Origin of the sequence: Cohnella fermenti (assembly GCF_004801405.1) — a bacterium.
Classification (GTDB): domain Bacteria; phylum Bacillota; class Bacilli; order Paenibacillales; family Paenibacillaceae; genus Cohnella; species Cohnella fermenti.
In genome coordinates this window covers 1-20,501 of the sequence record NZ_SSOB01000021.1, presented here as the reverse complement: position 1 = coordinate 20,501, position 20,501 = coordinate 1, and the positions used below count along the sequence as shown (strand labels likewise).

At 55.8% G+C, this 20,501-nt stretch carries 16 protein-coding genes and 1 pseudogene; 7 read left to right on the top strand and 10 right to left on the bottom strand.

Features of this window, described 5'->3' with window-relative positions; all coding sequences use genetic code 11:
* The first annotated feature begins 149 nt into the window (after positions 1–149).
* Positions 150–485, top strand: a complete 336-nt coding sequence (locus E6C55_RS17045; RefSeq protein ID WP_330999632.1) for an aspartyl-phosphate phosphatase Spo0E family protein — start codon at positions 150–152, stop codon at positions 483–485.
* Here E6C55_RS17045 and tadA read toward each other — a convergent pair.
* Positions 414–884 carry a tRNA adenosine(34) deaminase TadA gene (gene tadA / locus E6C55_RS17040; protein WP_136371020.1) on the bottom strand — a complete coding sequence of 157 codons (471 nt, stop codon included), beginning with the start codon at positions 882–884 and terminating at the stop codon, positions 414–416. The genes E6C55_RS17045 and tadA overlap by 72 nt on opposite strands.
* A 360-nt stretch (positions 885–1,244) precedes the next feature.
* On the opposite strand from tadA, the gene E6C55_RS17035 reads away from it, so the two are divergent.
* Positions 1,245–1,871, top strand: a complete 627-nt coding sequence (locus E6C55_RS17035; protein ID WP_136371019.1) for a hypothetical protein — start codon at positions 1,245–1,247, stop codon at positions 1,869–1,871.
* 123 nt (positions 1,872–1,994) lie between these two features.
* Here the strand turns inward: E6C55_RS17035 and E6C55_RS17030 are convergent, their stop codons facing one another.
* From E6C55_RS17030 to E6C55_RS17020, 3 genes are all read right to left on the bottom strand, one after another.
* Positions 1,995–2,846 carry a flagellar motor protein MotB gene (locus E6C55_RS17030; RefSeq protein WP_136371018.1) on the bottom strand — a complete coding sequence of 284 codons (852 nt, stop codon included), beginning with the start codon at positions 2,844–2,846 and terminating at the stop codon, positions 1,995–1,997.
* Positions 2,824–3,633 (bottom strand): flagellar motor stator protein MotA, encoded by an 810-nt coding sequence (motA, locus tag E6C55_RS17025; RefSeq protein ID WP_136371017.1) that lies wholly within the window; start codon positions 3,631–3,633, stop codon positions 2,824–2,826. Before motA ends, E6C55_RS17030 begins: the two co-directional genes overlap by 23 nt.
* A gap of 471 nt (positions 3,634–4,104) precedes the next feature.
* Positions 4,105–4,602, bottom strand: coding sequence for a GNAT family N-acetyltransferase (locus E6C55_RS17020; protein ID WP_136371101.1), 498 nt, complete (start codon positions 4,600–4,602; stop codon positions 4,105–4,107).
* 97 nt (positions 4,603–4,699) lie between these two features.
* Here E6C55_RS17020 and E6C55_RS17015 point away from each other — a divergent pair, with 97 nt between their 5' ends.
* From E6C55_RS17015 to E6C55_RS34705, 5 genes and pseudogenes are all read left to right on the top strand, one after another.
* Entirely contained in the window at positions 4,700–6,076 is a 1,377-nt protein-coding gene (locus E6C55_RS17015; RefSeq protein WP_230986725.1) for an MFS transporter, read from the top strand.
* Positions 6,077–6,107: 31 nt separating this feature from the next.
* Complete coding sequence (locus E6C55_RS17010) at positions 6,108–6,950, top strand: sulfurtransferase (RefSeq protein ID WP_136371016.1); 843 nt, start codon at positions 6,108–6,110, stop codon at positions 6,948–6,950.
* 143 nt (positions 6,951–7,093) lie between these two features.
* The gene (locus E6C55_RS17005; RefSeq protein WP_136371015.1) at positions 7,094–7,687 is read left to right on the top strand and encodes a hypothetical protein; all 594 of its coding nucleotides are present in this window, start codon (positions 7,094–7,096) and stop codon (positions 7,685–7,687) included.
* 169 nt (positions 7,688–7,856) lie between these two features.
* Positions 7,857–8,615 (top strand): annotated as a pseudogene (locus E6C55_RS35410) (helix-turn-helix domain-containing protein); the annotation flags it as partial.
* Between the two features lie 336 nt (positions 8,616–8,951).
* Entirely contained in the window at positions 8,952–9,737 is a 786-nt protein-coding gene (locus E6C55_RS34705; RefSeq protein WP_230986721.1) for an ABC transporter substrate-binding protein, read from the top strand.
* Between the two features lie 109 nt (positions 9,738–9,846).
* On the opposite strand, the gene E6C55_RS16995 is transcribed toward E6C55_RS34705, so the two are convergent.
* The 6 genes from E6C55_RS16995 to E6C55_RS16970 all read right to left on the bottom strand — a co-directional run bounded on the left by E6C55_RS16995 (position 9,847) and on the right by E6C55_RS16970 (position 19,519).
* A complete protein-coding gene (locus E6C55_RS16995; RefSeq protein ID WP_136371013.1) occupies positions 9,847–10,149 on the bottom strand; it encodes a hypothetical protein in 303 nt (100 codons plus the stop codon).
* 102 nt (positions 10,150–10,251) lie between these two features.
* The gene (locus E6C55_RS16990) at positions 10,252–11,577 is read right to left on the bottom strand and encodes an NUDIX hydrolase (RefSeq protein ID WP_136371012.1); all 1,326 of its coding nucleotides are present in this window, start codon (positions 11,575–11,577) and stop codon (positions 10,252–10,254) included.
* A gap of 8 nt (positions 11,578–11,585) precedes the next feature.
* Positions 11,586–12,158 (bottom strand): ImmA/IrrE family metallo-endopeptidase, encoded by a 573-nt coding sequence (locus E6C55_RS16985; protein WP_136371011.1) that lies wholly within the window; start codon positions 12,156–12,158, stop codon positions 11,586–11,588.
* A 142-nt stretch (positions 12,159–12,300) separates the two neighbouring features.
* Positions 12,301–13,452: a response regulator gene (locus E6C55_RS16980; RefSeq protein WP_136371010.1), complete on the bottom strand. Its 1,152-nt coding sequence runs from the start codon at positions 13,450–13,452 to the stop codon at positions 12,301–12,303.
* Positions 13,449–15,155, bottom strand: a complete 1,707-nt coding sequence (locus E6C55_RS16975) for a sensor histidine kinase (protein WP_168735701.1) — start codon at positions 15,153–15,155, stop codon at positions 13,449–13,451. Before E6C55_RS16975 ends, E6C55_RS16980 begins: the two co-directional genes overlap by 4 nt.
* A 176-nt stretch (positions 15,156–15,331) precedes the next feature.
* On the bottom strand, positions 15,332–19,519 hold the full coding sequence (locus E6C55_RS16970; protein ID WP_136371008.1) for an RCC1 domain-containing protein: 4,188 nt from the start codon (positions 19,517–19,519) through the stop codon (positions 15,332–15,334).
* Between the last annotated feature and the right edge of the window lie 982 nt (positions 19,520–20,501).

Sequence of the window (20,501 nt, the reverse complement as noted above, 5' to 3'; positions counted from 1 at the left end):
CTCCTTATGGGCTGGAATTAAGGAGCTGTTCGACCAGAGAATCGTACCAGAGTCATGGTTCGACGTGTCCATAAATGTCGGAAAATGAGAGAAATTAAAATGATTGGCTCGACACGATTCTACATCAAAGGTTGAAAATATATCATATAATGAGTTTAGATCACGGATGGTATCGCTGTGTGACGAATAATCTAATTCGAAAGGAGCGGCCAGAAGCCCTAATGGATAATAGCATCCTCATCCATCGCCTGGAGATGCTGCAGAATCGGCTCTACGACATGGCGAACGACCTGGGAAATCTGACCGACCCGGAGATTGTCGCAGTTAGCGAAGAAGCGGATCGATTGATTATTCAGCTACAGAAGAGTCGCATGGATCATTGCAAAAGCAGGCAGCCTGTTCATTCCCTTGCTTTATTTGCGAATTCGAAGTCGTCGGAAGAAGTCGGTCAAGAGCATGGCGCATTGTTCCTGAAGCACTCCTGAGGTCCACTCGGTCACATGGTTGAAGCGTTGGTCGCTTAGAAGATCCATCAGCGTGCCTGCGCATCCAGCCTTCGGATCGGCGGTTCCGTACACAACCCGCTCTACGCGGGATTGGAGAATGGCGCCCGCACACATCGGGCAAGGTTCAAGCGTTACATATAAGGTACAGCCCAGAAGTCGCCATGCGTCGAGTGATTCGCTCGCTCGCCGTATGGCGACCATCTCGGCGTGTGCGGTCGGATCGTGCGTTGTCTCCCGGACATTGTAGCCGGAGCCGACGATGACGCCGTCCCGGACGATAACCGCGCCGATGGGCACCTCTCCGATCTCCTCTGCTAGTTTCGCCTGACGAATGGCTTCATTCATCCATCTCTCGTCTTCTTGCTGGTAATCCGTCATCCGTGTTATCTCCTCTCGGTTTTACCGCGAACGTGTATTCGTTGTTAACATGGTGTGCACAATTATGTGGATAACTGCTCGTTGTCCCCATATTTATGCACACCATGTTTATTTCTGTGGGTAAGATGTGGATTTCTTTTGGACGTGCGGCGACAACCCTATCAGATCAAGGGATTAGGCCGCTTCGGTTATCCACACCCCTGTGGGGATGAAGGGGACTTCCACCCGTGAATATGTGAATATCCTTTAAATATCCTCAGCCTGATGGTTTAAATTGTAGCAGAGTAAGCCTGAAGTGCAAGTTATCGACAGGCCCCGAATACAATGAGAAGGACAAGGAGAGGGAATGGGGGGAACGGCATGCGGCTAGTCGAAGATCGCCGTTATCGGATCGAGCAGGGGGGCGACCCTTCCGGCAAAACGCCGATCGCGGGAGAGGCGGGGCTGACGGCGGCGGAGCTCGAGGACTTCGCCGCCAGACGCCGGCTGCGGATCGGCGAGGGAGGAGCGCAGCGGTATGTGGACTGCGGGAACGCCTACGGCATTCGCGGGGACGTGGCGTTCTGCCAGGCGCTCTACGAAGCGCGCTGGCTGTCCGAGAAGCGGCTCGTTCCCTGGGCGGCGAATCGGCTGCCGGATCTGTGGGGAAGCACCGGCCGGGACGAGCGGTGGACGGAGAGCTTCATCGAGGAGCATATTCGCTTGCTCTATCGCTTCGCGAAGGCGGAGGAGCTTCCCGGACGCGCAACGCCGGAGCTTGGCCGTTCCGCGATCCGACTGCAGGCGATCGACGAGCTGGGGTATCGGGGGGAACTGCGGTTCTGGGAGGATCTGAACGGCAAGTGGAGCCCGTTCGGCTTCCGATACGGGCAGGACGTGGTCGCGATCTGGAGGAATCTCGAGCTGTGGGCAACCATTCGCAGGGAGCGTATGGAGCATATAGGTCGTATGGAGCGTATGGAACGTATGGAGCGGGGCACAATCTAGAGGAGCATGAGACAGGGGCCGTTCCGGGAGTCAGTCAATGACTGCCGGAACGGCCCCTTCGTCTATTTATTCATTATGCGCTCAGTAATGCGTTAAGCTGCCCGTTGCGTTATGCGTTCTTGGCTAATTCGCCGTTGTTGTCGCTGCCGAGGCCGCCGGAGCGTTCAGGTCCTCCGAGATGGCGCTGACAACCGTGTCGGTCGCGCTGTTGTCGGTATACTTCCGCAGGATCGACACTTCGACCCGGCGATTCTTCGCGCGGCCGGCTTCGGTGTCGTTCGTATCGACCGGGCGATATTCGCCGTAGCCGATGAAGCTGAAGTTCTTCGGATCGAACGACGAGTTCTGCAGCAGCACTTGCATGAAGTTAAGCGCCCGCTGCGAGCTGAGCTCCCAGTTGTTGGCGAATTCGCGCGTGTTGATCGGCTGGTTGTCGGTATGGCCGGACACGAGAATCTCGAAGTCGGGATACTTCTGCAGCATGACGCCGATCGCGACTGCCAATTGCTGAGCGGACGGCTTGACGGCCGCGCTGCCGGAGGCGAACAGGGCGTTGTCCCGAATGGTGATCATGAGCTGGGACTGGTTAAGCTGCGTCTCAAGCTGGGTCACGAGGCCATTCTTCTTGATGTACTGGTCAAGCTCCTTCTTCAGCTTCTCCAGGTTCTCCTGCTCTTGCTGCTTCAGCTTCTCTTGCTCGACCTTGAGGCCAAGCTCTTCATGGCGCTGCTTCTGGCTCTTGCTGGCTTCATCGTCGGACTCGATCAGCGCGCTCTTGTCCAGAACGCCGAGCCCGGCGGAGAAGGCGCTGTTGAACGCTTCGCTTAGTTGGTCAAGCTTGGAGATATTGATCGAGCTCGCCGCGTACAGGACGATAAACAGGGCGAGCAGGAGCGTCATCAAGTCGGAGTAGGGGAGCAGCCAGGACTCGTCCGCGTGCTCCTCGTGTTCCTCATGCCGATTCCTTCTGCTCACGTGCGGCTTCCTCCTTCTCCGCCATGCGTTGGCGCTCGGTCGGCGTCAGGAAGACGGACAGCTTCTGCTGGATTGCCGTCGTGGAGACGCCGGATTGAATGGACAGCAAGCCTTCCACCATCATCAAGCGAAGCTCGACTTCGCGCTTGGACAAGCGCTTCAGCTTATTGGACATCGGGTGCCAGAGCACGTAACCGGTGAAGATACCGAGAACGGTGGCCACGAAGGCGCCGGCGACGGCATGGGCCAGCTTCTCCATCTCCTCCAGATTGCCGAGAGCGGCGATCAAGCCGATAACCGCACCGAGAACCCCCAGCGTCGGAGCGTACATCCCCGCCTGCGAGAAAATCTGCGCGCCGGCCTTGTGCCGATCCTCCGTCGCAGAGATATCCTCAAGCAATACGTCGCGTACGAAGTCCTGGTCATTCCCGTCGATGATCATGCGCATGCCGTTCTTCAGGAACTGGTCCTCGATCTCGTCGACTCTCGCTTCCAGGGCGAGCAGACCTTCGCGACGCGTAATCGAAGCCCATTCCATAAACATCGTGATGACTTCCTGCTTCGAGATCAGCTTCTGCTCGATGAAGATGATCTTGAACAGCTTCGGCACCTTGGACAGTTCCCGGCTCGGGAAGGCCATGACGACCGAAGCGGCGGTCCCGATAAGAATGATAACGTAAGCGGCCGGGTTGGAGATAAGAGCCGTGATCGGAGCTCCCTTCAGGATCATCCCCACGATTAGCGCGAAGAAACCTAGGATAAGCCCGATTATTGTTGAGTTCTTCATTCGTACACCCCAGCTTGTCTCTGAATTAAGTTGCGTGGCTGGTTTGTCGCACGCACCTGACACGTTACTAGTGTTATCGTCATCTGGCGACGAAAGATTTAGAGAGATGAGCTTTTTTTCGCAAATCCTGCGGCGGCAACGATGGGGCGGATGGGCGGCGATTGTTCGGAGACCTGTTCGACTGACCCATTCGTCCCTCGCTCGCATGTGGAGCCGTCGATAAAGCCCTCGTCTCCGCTTCCGCCCGACGGCCCCCGAATTTTATGCGAAAAACCGCATTGGCGCGACGAGATAACGGAAGTTTAGGCGATTCTATGTGAAAAATAGCATAAATGCAGAAAATTCCGGCCCGGTACGCTGGATGTATGCTAAAAAACGCATAAAACGCCGCGATTTTCTCCAATCCAAGCCGAAGAATGTGAAAAATCGTATAAAATCACAAAGGTCATCGGATCAGGGGCCAGGGGGACTCTAAGCCTGAAGCTTCATGCAATAGATCGTCACGGTCCGGTTCGAGGCTTCGCGCTTGTACTTGTCGGTGATCTTGAATCCCGCTCGCTTATACGTCCGAATCGCCCGCTTGTTCCACGTCTCGACCTCCAGGTCGATCTCGGCGTTCGGGGATCTCCGCGCCGCTTCGCGCGCGATCGCTTCGGCGAAGGCCGTCCCCCAGCCTCGGTCGCAGCAGTCCGGCCGAAGCCCGAGGCCAAGCCGCACGACCCCGACCATGGGGAAGAACTGCGCGTATCCGATCAACTCGCCCTCCTCGTTCCGGATCGAGACGTACTGCCGGGCGCGGATGTGAGGATCGCCGAATTCCAGCCCCTCGTCGACCATCCGTTCCCAGGAAGGCCAACGATACAGGTGGTAAGGAGGCGGGTATCGCCACTCGGCAATGTCCGCTCCGTCCTCCTCCGTCATCGCGCCGATGCGGAATTCCGGAATCGCGACCGCCTGCCGGGTTCTCATGAATCTCACTTGCTGCTCACGTCCTTCCGATTGCTCCTATATCAAGATAACATGAAGTCCGTGTCGGTATAAAGAAGGAGCGGCGATCGTGCGACTCATGGTATACTCGAAGGAAACGATCCGGCGGCGCGGCTTCGACATGATCGAATCGCAGGCGAATCTGTATGGTCGGCTGCATGGTTGGCTGGATGGTGGGGCTGGAGAGGAGTACGGCATCAAGATGTCTCGGTTGATTTTCCTGGGGTGCATGGCTTATCTGACGATCGGTCTCGGCCAACTGGTGGTGGGGTCGGTGCTCGAGCCGATGGTCCATGCCTATGGCGTGCAGTACGGCGACGGAGGCCAGCTTGTTATGAACCAATTCCTCGGCGGACTCGCGGGCACGATGGCGGCTCCGCTGCTGATCGGCAGGATTGGAAGGAGAGGGCTGCTGCTCGCATCGTTCCTCGGCATGGCGATGATGGAATTTATCTATATGACTCAACCGGAGTGGGGAGCGATGCTTGCCGTCGCGCCGCTGACGGGCTTCTGCTTCGGCATCATCGAAGCGCTGATCGGCTCGCTGATCATCTCGGCGACCGGGGAACGGGCGAACGTGGCGATGAGCCGACTGGAGACGTTCTTCGGGCTTGGCGCGCTCATCATCCCGTTCGCGGGAGCGGCGCTGATCGAAGCGGGGCAATGGAAGCTCGCCTTCGGGATCGTCGGCGCGCTTGCGGCGGTCACCTTCGTGCTGTGGCTTACGCTGTGGCCGACCGAGCTTCTCGGGGCGAGGGGCGATGCCCACGCCGGAGACGGTGCCGGGCACGGGGGCGGCGATGCGTCGCTTGCGCCGGGCTCGTCGACTCCGGGAAGGCGATGGAGCGGCAGGGCAGGAAGACGCTATGGGCTGCTGCTCGGCTGCTGCGCGCTGTTCTTCGTCGTCTACGTCGGCATGGAGATGAGCTTCGTCCACTACCTGCCGTCCATGCTCGTTCAGGAGAACGGCTTGTCGGACGCGTCGGCGGCGCTCTCCATCAGCGCCTTCTGGGTTGCGATGACTCTCGGACGTCTCATCTCCGGCCAACTGGCGGACCGGATCGGCGGCGGAATGTACCTGCTGCTCGGTTCCGCGCTGGGTGCGGCTTGCTTCCTGGTGATGGCGCTTAGCGGAGGAACGACGGAGATGTTCGTCTTCTCGTTCATCGCCGGATTCGCGTTCTCGGGCTTGTTCGCCATCGGGCTCGTGTTCACGAATCGTGCCGTGCCCGGCGTTACCGAGCGGACGACAAGCCTGCTGATCGCCTGCGGGCTGCTCGGCGGAGCGATCATGCCGAAGCTGATCGGCTGGGCGCTCGACCAATACGCGGTGTCGACATCGAGATGGCTGTTCTTCACGTTCTCCGCCGCGATGATCGCCATCGTGCTGGCGGCGCTTGCCCTGGCTCGAAGGACGAGCCGCTCTCATACTTCGTCGCCTTCAACGGCTCAATAATCGATTAATGATGGAGAGGAAGAGATCCTTAATGAAGCACATCGTGTCTAGAAAATGGCTGCTCGCCCGTCTATACGAATCCGATCTGGTTATCGTGGATTGCCGCTTCGTGATGGGGCAGCCGGATGCGGGGCGCGCCGCTTACGAGGAAGCGCATATTCCCGGCGCGGTCTACCTTGACCTGGAGCGGGACTTGTCCGCTCCGGTCGAGCCGGACGGGCACGGCGGCCGCCATCCGCTCCCCGATGCGGCCGAGCTGGCCTCCCGACTCAGCCGCATCGGCATCGGCAACGATTCCCGCGTCGTCGCATACGACGACCAGGGCGGCGCGATGGCCTCCCGCTTGTGGTGGCTGCTCCGCTATCTGGGCCACGAGAATGTCTTCGTCATGGACGAAGGCTACTCCGCCTGGGTGCGCGAAGGCTTCCCGGTGAACGCCGACCAGAAGGTGCTTATCCCTTCGGCGTTCCTCGCGACCGTGCAGCACAGCATGCTCGTCGAGGCGGACGAGGTGCGCGAATCGCTCGGCGGCGACGAGCGCGTGCTGGTCGATTCGCGCGATGCCCAACGCTACCGCGGCGAGGTCGAGCCGCTCGACAAGAAGGCCGGTCATATTCCCAGCGCACGCAACAAGTTCTGGAAGGGCACGCAGGACGAGCAGGGCCGGTTCAAGGACGCGGAGGCGCTCGCCGCGCACTTCGCCGATCTCCCGCGCGACAAGGAGCTCGTCGTCTATTGCGGCTCCGGCGTCACCGCCACGCCGAACGTCCTCGCCTTGAGCGAAGCCGGGTTCGAGAAGGTGCGTCTCTATGCCGGATCGTGGAGCGACTGGATCTCTTACAGCGAGAATCCGGTGGCGATGGGAGAAGAGTAAGAACCGAGAGGCCGCGTCGGACGCGGGTTTGAGGGCTGCGACAGATTGCCGTTGGGCAGACTGCTGCAGCCCTCTTTGGGCTGTTCCATAAACGGTAGTGTTCGCGCATATCATAGGATATTATTGATCGGGGAGGGAAAAAAGTGAATAAAAATAGTGCGATAGCGTTCTGTCTGTTCCTTTCGATTTTAGCAAATGCATTTTTATTGAAAATGTATTTTGACCGTAAATCAAATCAAACTGCACTGGAAACAGGAATTATCATGAATGAATATATTGAAAGGGGAAAGGAATTAGGATATTTCAGAGCGTTTGTTAATGAATTAGCAGCGAAAGAGGGGGCATATCTCCCTGTTAGCGAGGAACAATCCGGTCTATATTGGATATTGGCCGTGCCCGGAGAGTCGATCATTATGGATTTTGCATATGAGGTACAAGCAGAATATGAGCTTTACGACGATTATTTAGAAGTCATTCAACAATTCGATCAAGAGTACAAAGAGATTGTTAATCAATTCAAATCCAAATTGCCGTTAATGAATAAAGAACAGTTAACAGCCTTCGGTCAACATTTGGATGAAACTTACGATTTGTTTTTTGATAAAGCATCACGGGATTGGAGGATTAGCAGAACGGGGAAAAAGCTATCTATTCGATTCCAGCCGCCCAAAGAAATACTTAATAAAGGAATGCAAGAGCTGAAGTCGATTCGTGAAGAGCTCGAAGCTATCGAGTAAGCGGTACGCAATCCTTGCCTTTAAACTACCCATAGTTTGAGCTTGCCGGGCGGATCGATTATAATCTCCATGATGATAACTATTCTCAACTTGGGAGGCTCACCGATTGCGTGCCAACCTGAATATACAAGACCACGTTCTCCTATGGAATGCCGCAGCCGTGAAGATAATGGATGTACGGCACACATCAATGACCCTGGGGGAGGAATTGCGGTCTTACCGGTTACCCGCAAGCGGCTTTCTATATGCAACAGGGGGCGGCGCGCAGGTGAGAATGGATGGAACCGAGCATAGGGTGAGTCGGTTCTATGTCCTGCATGGCGGCAAAGGCGCTTGTCTCGATATCTCTTCGGTGGAAGACACGTTTGAATATTACTTAATTCTCTATAAAGCAACGGCCTCATTGCCCTGCGACCGGGAGATCCTGCGTCTTCTGGACCGGCAGGACCCGTTCCGGCTGCAATACGGCTTTATTCCACTCTATCCGGCTTCTTTATTTACGCTGGCCGACAGGATGCTGCAGGAATGGCGAAGATCGGGCAGGCTGGAGAAATTCCACGTGAAGACATTGTTTCTCCAATTTGTTCACGCAGTGATGCAACAGTTGGAACACGAGGAGGTTGGCTTAGCCCGTCCCAACCTTACGGCGCAGGTCGTTCGATATATGCATGATCACTACAGCGAACCCATTACTCGAGAATCGCTTGCGCGGATTTTCCACTACAGTGTGCCTTATGTGTCCAAGCAGTTCAGAAGAGATACGGGGAACAGCATTATTGATTATTTGATTAGAATAAGAGTCGACAGAGCCAAGGAATTATTGCGCAGAACGGATATTACGATACAGGAGGCGGCAGTCAGCGTCGGGTATGGGGATGTGTCTTATTTTACGAGAATCTTCAAGAAGGTTGCCGGACTCAACCCGAAGCAATTCAAAGACCGGTCGAAGGAAGAGAAGAGGGGGTTCAATCGTCCAATCGCTTGGCTCGGATCGTCCATTGTGCCGCATAAACCTCAAAATTATAATGAGAACTATTATCATTATGAAAAAGAGGGGAATTTACCGATGTACAGAAACGGGGCGTCCGTGGGAGTCACTCTATTGTTATGCCTTGCCTTATTGCTGAGTGCGTGCTCCAACGCGTCGAATACAAATTCGGCGAACCATTCCGCGAGTAACGGAGCAAGCGCGGCAACCGCACAAACAGAGACAGTAAGCGGCTCCGGAACCATGACTTATAACGCAATAAACGGAGATATTCAAGTGCCGAGAAACCCTCGCCGGATCGTTGCGGTGGCCGGGGCCTATGTCGGCCATTTGCTTGCGCTCGGCATTGAGCCCGTGGGCGCCGGGGGAGAGGCGTTCGATAATGACTACTTGCAAGGCAAGCTGGATGGGGTGGAAAATATCGGCGAGGACGTTCCGCTTGAGAAGATTGTGGAGCTGAATCCGGACCTGATTATTATCTGGAACGATCAAGAAGCGATCTCGAGCCTGTCCAAGATTGCGCCGACAGTAGCGATCGACTACGGTACGCCGATGAGAGAGCAGTTGCTGGAATTCGGGAAGATGACAGGCAGGGAAGCCCAGGCGGAAGCCTGGATCGCTGCATGGGATAAGCAAATCGCAGAGAACAAGCCGTCGGTCGAGGCTGCGGTTGGCGATAGAACGGTATCCATCTTCGACGAGTCGAGCGCCAAGGAATTTTATGCGTACGGGGCATTCGGAAGAGGCGGAGATATCATCTATGGGGAATTCCATCTGAAGGCGCCGCCGATTATCCAGAAGGAAGCGATCGACAGCGGCAAGGGATGGGCACAACTGTCGTTGGAGCTGTTGCCCGAATATGCAGGCGATTATATCTTCATCAGCGGATGGACGGGGAATGAGAATCCGGAGGTTGTCTTCGAAGGACCCATATGGGAAGGCTTGCCTGCCGTCCAAAATAATCGCGTATTCCGGAACGACGGCAGAGGATTCGTTTACAGCGACCCCGTGTCGTTGGAGGCCCAATTAAAGTTTGTCGTCGACAGTCTTACCGGGAAGTGAGATTGAATTACCAGACACAGCGAACCGCAACAAGCCGGCATTCCCCTTCGAGGGGGGAGGATGCCGGCTTGTCCCGTTGCCCTATGCGATGAAGGATCGGGTGCGGCTGTCAGGCCATGGCTCCGATATCGTGCTGGCCGACAATAAGCGTCACCGGCTCCAGATAAACCCGGGTGACGGTCGGCTGTGCGATGAGATCGATCTCGATATCGGCGATTTTGTAACGGGCGATCTTGCCCTCTCTCTTGTCATAGACGACGGTGAATTCTCTCAGGCCCAATTGTTGAATCAGGACGGAGGTGCCGATCGACAAGGCAGCCGTCTCGAATTCCCCATGCTCGAACAGCACTTCCGCTATGATCTCTTCATTCATATCTACGATCTTGACCTGTTGGACGAACTGATATTGCATCTCTGTACCTCTCCTTTATAATATTAATCCTGACAGAATGAATCGTTGACTAGTTCCATTCTCCTATTTTATCGGAAGAATGGGGTTGCTATTGTAATATTCTTATTGAGAACTGACGTTGAAATGTTGCAATAATGTAAGTATCTCTTCGTACAAATTGGGGACGGTCTCCTCTTTGTTAACTGTGGACAGATCCTTGAGCGAGAACCACTTGAATTTCTCATCGGGATCGTCTTTCTCGACGAATCGTTTGCACTCTGCCGGAGAAATAAGACAAAGAACCCTGAACCCGTTGATCCCCACGCCGATCTCGTTCGATGGTATAAAGTATGGGACCACGACATCCATCTTGGGGGTGATATCCGAGATATTTAGCTCCTCGTACGCCTTTCTTCTGCAGGAGGCTTCCAAAGATTCATTTATGTTAATTTGGCCGCCGGGTGCCGCCCATTTATGGGCTCCAACTCCCCGATGGGAGGGGCGCTTGTGCAGCAAGAACTTTTGGTTTGCCTCGTCGTAGCAGATAATAGCGTTATGGACCTCAACTTTGACGGGGAAATCCTCTCTCTTGTAAATAATTTGGGGTTCAGCCTGCAAGTAATCAACCATGGATGCCGCATGTGAATCGAGTTGTTTCTCCCGTATTACGCGTTCCAGCGTTGACTTCATAACGCGACAGCTCATCTTCCTGTCTTCGCCCAATAGCTTGGTCAATTCGCACTTCTCTTGTTGGTCGAAAGGGAGATGGGTTAAGGATTGCTCAAGATTGTTGGAGAACCAGATTACGGGGTAGTAGCTGCCTTGCCACACTCCCTTAAGCGGTCTGTAGCCGAGGAAATAAAACGGTTCCAAGGGGGAGTGCTCGTTAAACGAAGCAACCAAATAAGCGAGTTCACAGCTTACGGCAAGCTGTCTTCTCTTCGCGAAATTGCCTGCGACCCGAAATCCTTCATCGATATGTTTGCCAATAAAATCTTGAGTGCCTTCCGGGGAAATATTGCTCTTATGGTCCACGGGACAAACCCAAGCGGCGGCTTTCAAACTTAAATAAGGCTTCGCCCTTTCATTGTTTTCGAGGAATTGGGCAGTCGTATGGAGGACCTCGAATGCCCCGTCAAGCGCCTTCAATAAATACTTGCTGGAGATGATGTCCGTCTCAAAAATAACCTCGTCTCCGAGCCGCTTCCATGGCCGGATATTATAAATCTCTCTCCCATGTCGATTGATTCTTGAATTAAGCAGCCTGATTCTGTTCTCGATCTCCACGTAGAACGAGTTGAAGTCGCTTTGCCACGATTCCGGATTCTTCTGCTTGTGCTCGGTGGAGCCTACGATGTCGAAGGACAGGAACAACTTCAGACGATCCAGCGCGCTGGGGCCTGCCGTGGGCGGATATTGCTGCAAATCGAGAGTGGGATGTTTGGACATGGACGGCCTCACAAAATGCCCAGTTGACTGAGTCTTATTTCCATCGCTTTGAGGGATACGTTATATTTCTCGGCCAATTGTTCTATCAGAAGATTGGACGACATGCTGGCATCGGCAAGAATACGACTGACATCGCTTCGAATGTGGTTCTCCGGCATTAAGAAGAAGGCGGAAAAATAATTGGCTTCATATTCGATGCGGTTCGGGCTCAAATTCCGCTGGAGCACTTCGATTTCCCGACAATTCTTCTCCCATTGATTCTGATCGGCCCATTGATAGTGCAGGATGACATGCCCGAGTTCATGCGCCAAAGTGAAATTTTTTCTCGGGGGGTATTCGTCGAAGGGAATACTGACTTCAAAACGCTTCTCGGAATAAGGTTGAAGCGGTCTGACCTCGCCAATGCTGTAATTCAAAGCGGTAAAGTCGGTGTGCTTGGCGGTGATCTGTCCACCAAAGGCTATAATTGCAGCTTCGGCATTAAAGGGGGGATTTAAGTCAAAAGTGCTGGAGTCAAAGTCATGTAATGAAAGATGGACGCGGTCGACAATCTGCGCAATGGTCTCCTTCGAGTAGTACATGCTCCTTAACCTCCCCAAGTCGAAATTTTACGAGTGACCGCTTCCATTTTACAACAAATGGGTTTGATTGCGCAAGAAGAAAGAGAACATAGGTTCTTGTTTGATTCATGGCGAAGTAGTTCTGTAGCCGATCTTACTCCTCTTACAAGTATTGCTCATACAGCCGGGCGCATTCCGGAGAAGGAGCAAGGCCGAGCTCGCGGAGCAGCAGTTGCGTGTAATGCTCATAATAGTGGGATAGAGCCTGCCGGTCTCCCATATCGCCGAGCGTTCGTAGAAGCAAGAGATTGGACTCTTCCTCGAACTCATTGCGGGACACCAATCTTCTCGCGACGACCAGGGCTTCGCTATAGCGCCTCTCCTCCAAGAGCCAGCCTGCAAGGCGCTTGGCCACGGAGTCGTACAGCAACGACAGCCGCTCGCGCTCCATCGCCGCCCATTCGAACGGTTTATCCTCGAACAGCTCGCCTGCGAACCGCCGCTCCAATTCGATGGCCGCCGCCGCATTCTCCTGGTTGATCTCGGCCAATTCTGCCATGTCCGTCTCAAGCCGAATGAAGTCGACGTCCGCATGATCCAGGTCGACTCGGTATTGCTCCTGCGCCGTGACGACGATCTCTTTGGCGCCATGCAGCGACAGGGCCTTTCTGAGCTGGTAGACCGCCGTATTGAGGTACAGCTCCGCGTTCTTAAGCGGCATATCCGGGAAAATGTCCTCTAGGATACGAAGCCTGCTTACGCTGCGGCCCCGATGCATGAGCAGATAGGCGAACAGCTCCATGCTTTTCCGGGAGATCCACTTGACCGTTCCCGCTTGCTTGCTGCCGACCTCGAAGCAGCCCAGCCCCCGAACCGTCAGAGGAGGGGAGGCGGCAACGCCAGCATTGCCTGAACCCGCGAAACTCACGGAACTGCCGGAGCCTCCGGGAAGGGTTCGCCCGCCCGCAGCCGCCCGCGCTATCGTCTGAACCAGACGCGTTCGGGAGATCGGCTTCACCATGAAGTCCAACGGATACACATCGTAAGCATCGATCGCGTATTCGGCATGGGAGGTTGTAAAGACGATATCCAGGTCCGCTCGAGCCGCTCGCAGGCTGCGGGCCAGCTCCAGCCCGTTGTCCTCGGCGATCTGAATGTCCAGGAAGACAAGATCGGCCTCTTCGTTCCGAACGAACTCCAGCGCTTCTTGGGCGCTTCGGAAGTTCCCGACAAGCTCCACGCCTTCCACGTTCTTCAGCAGCCGCTTCATCGCGAGCAGCATAGCGGGCTCATCGTCAACGACGAGAACTCTCATCCCTCTGCACCGCCTCTCATGGTGAAGTAAAAGGTGCTCCCCTGTCCGGCTTGACTCTCCGCCCACAAGCTCCCGCCGCTCCGCTGTACGAACTGCCGGCTGACGAGCAGGCCAAGCCCGGCCCCCTTCTCTCCCGAGGTGCCGGCCGATGGGCTAAGAGGCGTCTCGTCGAGCAACTGTCGAAGCCGTTCCTCTTCCATCCCGATTCCGTTGTCTCGGACGGACACGGTTACGGTATCTCCGGACCGTTCGGCCGACACATCGACAGCCCCTCCGGGTTCGGTAAACTTGATGGCGTTGGACAACAGGTTGCGGACAATCAGGCCGAGCGCTTCCCGGTCGGCATACACGCGGATGCCCGGTGCGATCCGATTGTTCAGGTCGATGCGCTTGGCCTCGCTTGGAATAAGCAGCATCCGGCGGCAATCCTCCACCACCTCCGCCAGCTCCAGCCACTGCGGACGAAGAAGCATATCCTCCCGTTGGCTGCGGAACCACTCCAGCAAATTATTCGTCATTCCGAGCGTGCTCCGGATGTGGCCGCCGAGCGTCTCGACGATCTCCCGATGGTCGGGGTCGAGGCGGTCTCTGTCCTCTTCCAGCAGCTCCACTAGCTGATACTGCATGGCTAACGGGCTGCGAATATCGTGCGAGACGATGGTGAACAGTTGATCCTTCAGCCGGTTGAGCTGCGCAATCTGCTCGAGATGCCGCTGCTTCTCCGTTATATCGACGATAAGAGAGATGCTGCCCTGTCCTTGCTTGCGCAGAACAAGCAACGGGTAGACGGCCACGCTGTATATCTTCCTCTCTCCGCCCAGCCACGCGTCGATCTCGACACGGCCTTGTTGCATGGTTGTGCACAGATGCAGCCATTCCGGCCAAGCCGTCAGCACCTCCGCGATATTCCGGCCGTCAGTCGATCCGCAGCCGACCTCCGAGAACCACTCCGCGGCTCGCCTGTTGCTGTCGATGATCTTGCCGGAGGCATTCGCGATCAAGATGCTCTCCTGAAGCGTATCGAGCACGATAGTTCGGGCAATCGGGACGATGGAGAAAAACTTGATTCGCAGCATGATCGCCAGCATGATGGTTCCCGTGAAGCCGCAGTAGACGGATGCCGGCTGCAGCCAGGACGACCAATCGGGCTTCAGAAGCTTGGCAGCTTCGAGGACAACCGGGAACGTACTCAGGAACAGAACCCACATTCCCGGCTTGCGGAAGTCGTTGCGGATGCTCCGCACATACTGGAACAGGAAGTAGAGACACACGGCCAGAATACCGAGGCAAATGCTCGAGAACCCCATGGAATAGGCGGTTCTTGTTGTCATCAAATGCCCGTTCTCGAGTTCAACCGAACGATAAACCAAGTGAAGCCGGGGATTGAACCACGACATCAGCGACCAGAGCGCGGCGAACGCGAACGGTACGAGCTGCCACCCGAGCTTCACTAGTTTGTCGCGACCGATCAACTGATACACGAACAGGAGGAAGAAGGGCACCATCAGATTAAGCGCCGTGCTCTCGATATTGCGGAAGATCAGCTTGTCCGCCAACAGATCGCTGTTTCTCTCCAGAATGATGCTGCTCGAGTAAATCATCCGGCACACGATGACGCCGATGAGATGCTTGACTCCGCGCTCTCTTCTGAATCCGTAAACAAAATATAGAATGATGCCCGTCATGATCACAGAAGCAATCATAAAAACAAGTTCCATGGTGGCGCTCATGAGGCTGATCCCTGTAAGTTTGACGTAAAAGGGCGAATGGCAAGAAGGAATTTTCCACTATCCAGTATACGACAAAACAGCCCAACCCGCATCGTCATAGGGAATGACCATGCGGGCCAGGCTGAGCGGCTTGCTTCGAATCTATAAAGTTAGTGGAGAGTATGCCAGAGCCGCAGAAGAACGACCGCAGCCTCGGCTCGCGTGGTTAAGCCGGCCGGCATGAACTCGTTGCCGTCTCGTCCTTCTACAATTCCGTGCTCCCGGACGGCTTCGATATACCCTCTTGCCCAGCCCGGAATGGCGGCGGCATCGGAGAAGGAAGGGCTATCCTGGGATGTCGCTTCCCATCCCATGGTCTTGGCGACCATAGCGGCCATCTCGGAGCGATTGACCGTCTGCAGCGGGCGGAGGGTTCCATCGGGATAACCATCGGTCACTCCTTCGGCTTTCGCAGACTGCATCGCCAGCCGTGCCCATTCGGGGATGCTTGCCTTGTCGCTGAAGACCAATTCGTTCGACTCGTTGCCAAGCGGGAGCTCGAGGGTCCTAAGCAGCATAACGGCGAATTCCGTCCGGGTGACGTATCCGTTCGGCACAAAGGTGTAGGCACCTACTCCCTCCACGATTCCCAGCTCGGCCGCTTCGCAGATTTGATTTTCCGCCCAGTGGTTCTTGATATCTGTGAATGCGCACTCCGGAACTGTCGCATCGGAGGCATCCGTGCGGGTAACGGTCAAGGTGTACGTCTTCAAGGTTCCGTCTTCGGCCCGCACCGTAATCGTCAGCGCGTTGGCTCCCATCGTCAGAGGGATGGTCGTCTTCTCCCCGATACGTTCGCCTTGCAGGGCAACAATGGCATTCGGGTGAGCCGGAGTCACTCGCAGCTCGATCTGTTCCGCATCCGACTCTACGGTATATTGCGTCGTCTCGGGTGCGAATGCAGGGGACAGAACCAGCCCCGTGCCTGCCGCGCTTACCGTCATGTCAGTCAGATCCGCATTGCCGGAGAGGCTGGCGACCGGTATCGGCCTCGCACTGACAGCAGCCGTCGCAGATTGGCCGGCAACTTCAACCCCGTTAAGGTAGACGGTTATCGCATAGTCCTTATCGCTATAGGCCGTGTTGGCGGGAAGAGATACGGTGGCCGTTGCACTCGTGTCGCTGTCGATTGCAGCCGTGTCGACTTCAACTCCATCCACGTACACCTGCACAGTCTGTCCGGTCAGATTAACTCCCGTCAGGGTGATGGAGATATCGCCTCCGCCGCTTGGCAGGCGCGCTGTGCTGATCGTCAGATCCGCAATCACGGGAACGGCTACGGTGAAGCTCGCGCTCGCCGCATCCAGCGAATTGTGAATGTCATTCTCGACCACGCCGCCGGCAACGCTGACTTCGTAAACGCCGTCCGCAAGCACATCGTCGAAGCTTATAGTGAAGGTATGGGAAGTCTCGTCATAGCTTGGCGTGTAGGCGGAGAATGCGTCGCCATTCCTCGTCATGCCGATCAGAGGCAGCGCATTGGCCGAATCCGGCTCGGTCCCGTCGGCGATCCAATAGACGGCTTCGCTGACGGATACGGACACTTCGGTCGGCGGAGCGGCGAAGGTCTGAAGGTCGGTGAAGCCGCCGAAGGCCACGACCGGCTTCGTCGTATCGTACATCAAGGTCAGCGTGTTGGACGCCGTATTGCCGTGCCCCAACGCATCCATGGCTGCATCCGCGTCAATCGATACCGTTACGTTCTGGCGGCTTGTTGTCGGCGTGATCGTTGCCGTGTAAGTAGTTGCGTAGGTTGCCGAGCTCACGGACGCCAGATCGGACGCAACGCCATTGGCAACCGTCAAGTCTTCCAGGGCGACTCCGCTTACCCCTTCGCTGAAGGTTATCGTAACCGGGAAGGCGGCATTCACGGTGCCGCTCGCCGAGCTGGATACGGTTGCCGACGGAGCGGTATTATCCAGCACGAAGCGATGCGATACGGCATTGGCCGTCGTATTCCCGACGGCATCCGTCGCTCGAATATGCAAGTACCAGTTGCCATCGCCGCTCGTCTGGCTTAACGTGTCCCCGTTGTCGAAGTCCGTCCATTCTCCTGCTTCCGGTTCGGATGTGCTTTGCGTCCATGCATACTGCAAGGAATCGTTGTCGACACCGCTCTGCGTATCGCTTACCGTTACCGTACTCGATGCGGATGTCGCCGGCGTAGAGCTTCCATCCGTGCCGAACTGGACGTCAGGGGATGTCGAATCGATCTCCAACGTTATCGTATAAGTCTGGCTTGGCAGCAGATAAGGTTCGACGCGAACCGGAATGACTGTATCCGACGTCGCTCCGGCGATGTTAATCGTCTTCGTGCCGGTGCGGTCGGAATCGACCGGCAGCAGTTCGTTGTTCACGTACAGGTCTGTCTGGTACGAGTTTGTCAGCGTCGGCATTACGTGTACGCTAGTCGGAGAGTATCCGTCGTAGTAATACTTGTAGGACCTGGCGTCAGGATCGGTTGCAGGGTCGGCGTCAGGATCGAAGGATTTCGTGAAGGGCCCTTCCTCCAGCTCAAGATCGTCCAGATTGGCATTGCCGGGTATATTCTTTTCCCCTTCATTATTACTCCCCCATGCGACCACGCTGCCGTCTGCCTTCAAGGCAAGCGAATAGGTGGGGCCTGCGGTAATCGCGACTACCTTATTCAAGCCTGCGGGCACATCAGTCTGGCCGTTGTCATTGTTCCCCCATGCGACTACAGTTCCATCCGACTTCAAAGCAAGGGAATGATAATAACCTGCAGCAATTGCAACTACCCCATTCAAGGAAGCCGGCACATCGGTCCTGCCTCCGGGTCCTTCATCTATCCCCCATGCGACTACAGTGCCATCGGACTTAAGTGCAAGGGAATGAAACACTCCGGCCGAGATCGCCGCCACTCCGTCCAAGCCTGTCGGCACGGTAGTCTGACCATAATTATTGTAACCCCAAGCAACGACGGTGCCGTCTGCCTTTAGCGCCAGAGAATAGTTATGCCCGGCTGAGACCGCCGCTACTCCATCCAAGTCTGACGGTACATCAGTCTGACCGAAGCTATTGTCCCCCCAAGCAACGACGGTGCCATCCGACTTCAGGGCCAGAGAGAAGAGACCGCCTCCGGAGATTGCTACGACTTCATCTAAAGTTGCCGGAGCTTGAGCCTGTCCTTTGTTATTGTTGCCCCAGCCAACCACAGTTCCATCCGATTTCAGGGCAAGGGAATGGAGATAACCGGAAGCAACTCCCACCACTCCGCTTAAGCCATTGGGGATGTTGATCTGACCGTCGGAATTATTCCCCCAGCCGATCACGGTGCCGTTGGACTTCAGTGCCAATGGGGAGAAACCTTGCTGATAGGAGGCTATCTGTTCCCCTTTAATAGGAGCAGACAGGCCCGTCGGCAGATCTGTTTGATGATACGAATTGTCTCCCCAAGCGACGAGGGTGCCGTCCGACTTGAGCGCGAGCGAGAAGTCCCATCCCGCGCTGATCGCTACCACATCGGTCAAGCCGCTGGGAACGGTAGTCTGACCATAAGTATTGGCCCCCCAAGCAACGACGGTGCCATCCGATTTAAGCGCAAGGGAGTGATGGTCGCCGGCCGAGATAGCGACCACGCCGCCCAATGCCAATTCCGCCGGTATGGTCGATTGTCCATCGTTGTTGTTGCCCCAGGCGATGACAGTGCCATCCGACTTCAGAGCAAGCGAATGCCATGTACCTGCGGAGATGGCCACCACGTTATCCAATCCGCCAGGCACAGTAGAGGAGATGTTGCCCCAAGCGACGACGGTGCCATCCGATTTGAGCGCAAGCGAATGAACGTAGCCGGCCGAGATGGCTATCACATCCGTCAACCCTGCGGGGACATTCGCTTGGCCTTGATCGATGCCATCGCCGGGGAAATCTTCAACGCCGCCCCATCCGATAACAGTCCCGTTCGACAAGAGTGCGAGCGAATGAGATCCTCCTGCGGCGATTGCTGTCACCTCGCCCGATGTTGCTTCAGCGGGAACCGCCGTTCGGCCATTGCCGCCGTTCCCCCAAGCGACAACGACACCGTCCGCTGTCAAGGCAAGCGAATGCCCAAAGCCGGCAGCGACGGCCGTAACATCCTTCAGCCCCGACGGCACCTCTGTTCGTCCGGCAACATTGTTGCCCCAAGCGACGACGGTGCCGTCGGGCTTGATCAACAGCGAATGGTCGGCTCCTGCGGATATTCGAATTCCTTCCGCACCTCGAGTGCCTTTTTCCGCTGCGTGGACGGAATCCGTTCCATAAGGAACCATCCAGCCAAGCGCCAATACGATGCTCATCACAACACTTATTCTCGTTCTCCAGTTGAATGCTGACACGGTGCAGTAGTCGCTCCTTCACTCCAAGATTGCCTGAATTGGGCTTCCAATCGTTTGATAGACTTCCCTCGATATGGATTCTATCAAACAGCAATGAAAGACTAATGAAAGAAGCGATGGCAACCCGTATAGGGAGGGAGCGGGAGGGATGGGATTTGGATGGGATGGGATGGAGATGCGGGATTATGGGGAGAAGGGGATGGAGGCGGATGGGGAACGGGGGAAAGGGGGAAAGGCCTGAAATGGTCAAAAGGGACGTGTTATGAGTGAAATTTCGATTATAATGGCTCGGCGCAACTCGGCACGTCATGGCAGGCGCGATTCCAGCCACTGTTGGCTCATTCGAGCGATGACAAGGGGGACGGAGGCTGTCGATCATGCCGGCAACTCGCGGAATCCAACCCGCGGAATTCGCTGAACTCGTTGAACCCACCGAACCCAATGAACCCGTTGAACTCGCTGAACCCAATGAACTCACTGAATCCACCGAATTCATTGAACTCGCTGAACTCGTCCAACTCGTCCGAATCTGCTCATTCCGCCGAACCCGCCCAACTCGATGGCTGCCGAATTTATGTGAAAAACCACATTGGTATGGCCCCGTAATGGGCACTTTGCCCAATTATATGCGAAAAATTACATTCGTGGAGGAATTTCCGTCTCGAGTTGCCGTATGTATGCTAAAAACAACTATGACAACATGAGTGTTGTCACCCCCTACCATGAAAATTTGCCGTATGCGGCCATCCGCAGTGATGAACAGCCAACTGCGGAGAGGCAGGAGGAGCGGAGTTAGTAGAGAAACCCGTACAACGAAGCTCCGAAGAGGCGGTTGGAGAGGGAGATGAGAGGAAAACCCGCCTATCGACTGTTCGTTCCACTTGCCATCCCGCCCGGTATCGCCCCCCATGCGTCTATTCCCTCTGGCGGCATTAGGTCTCTT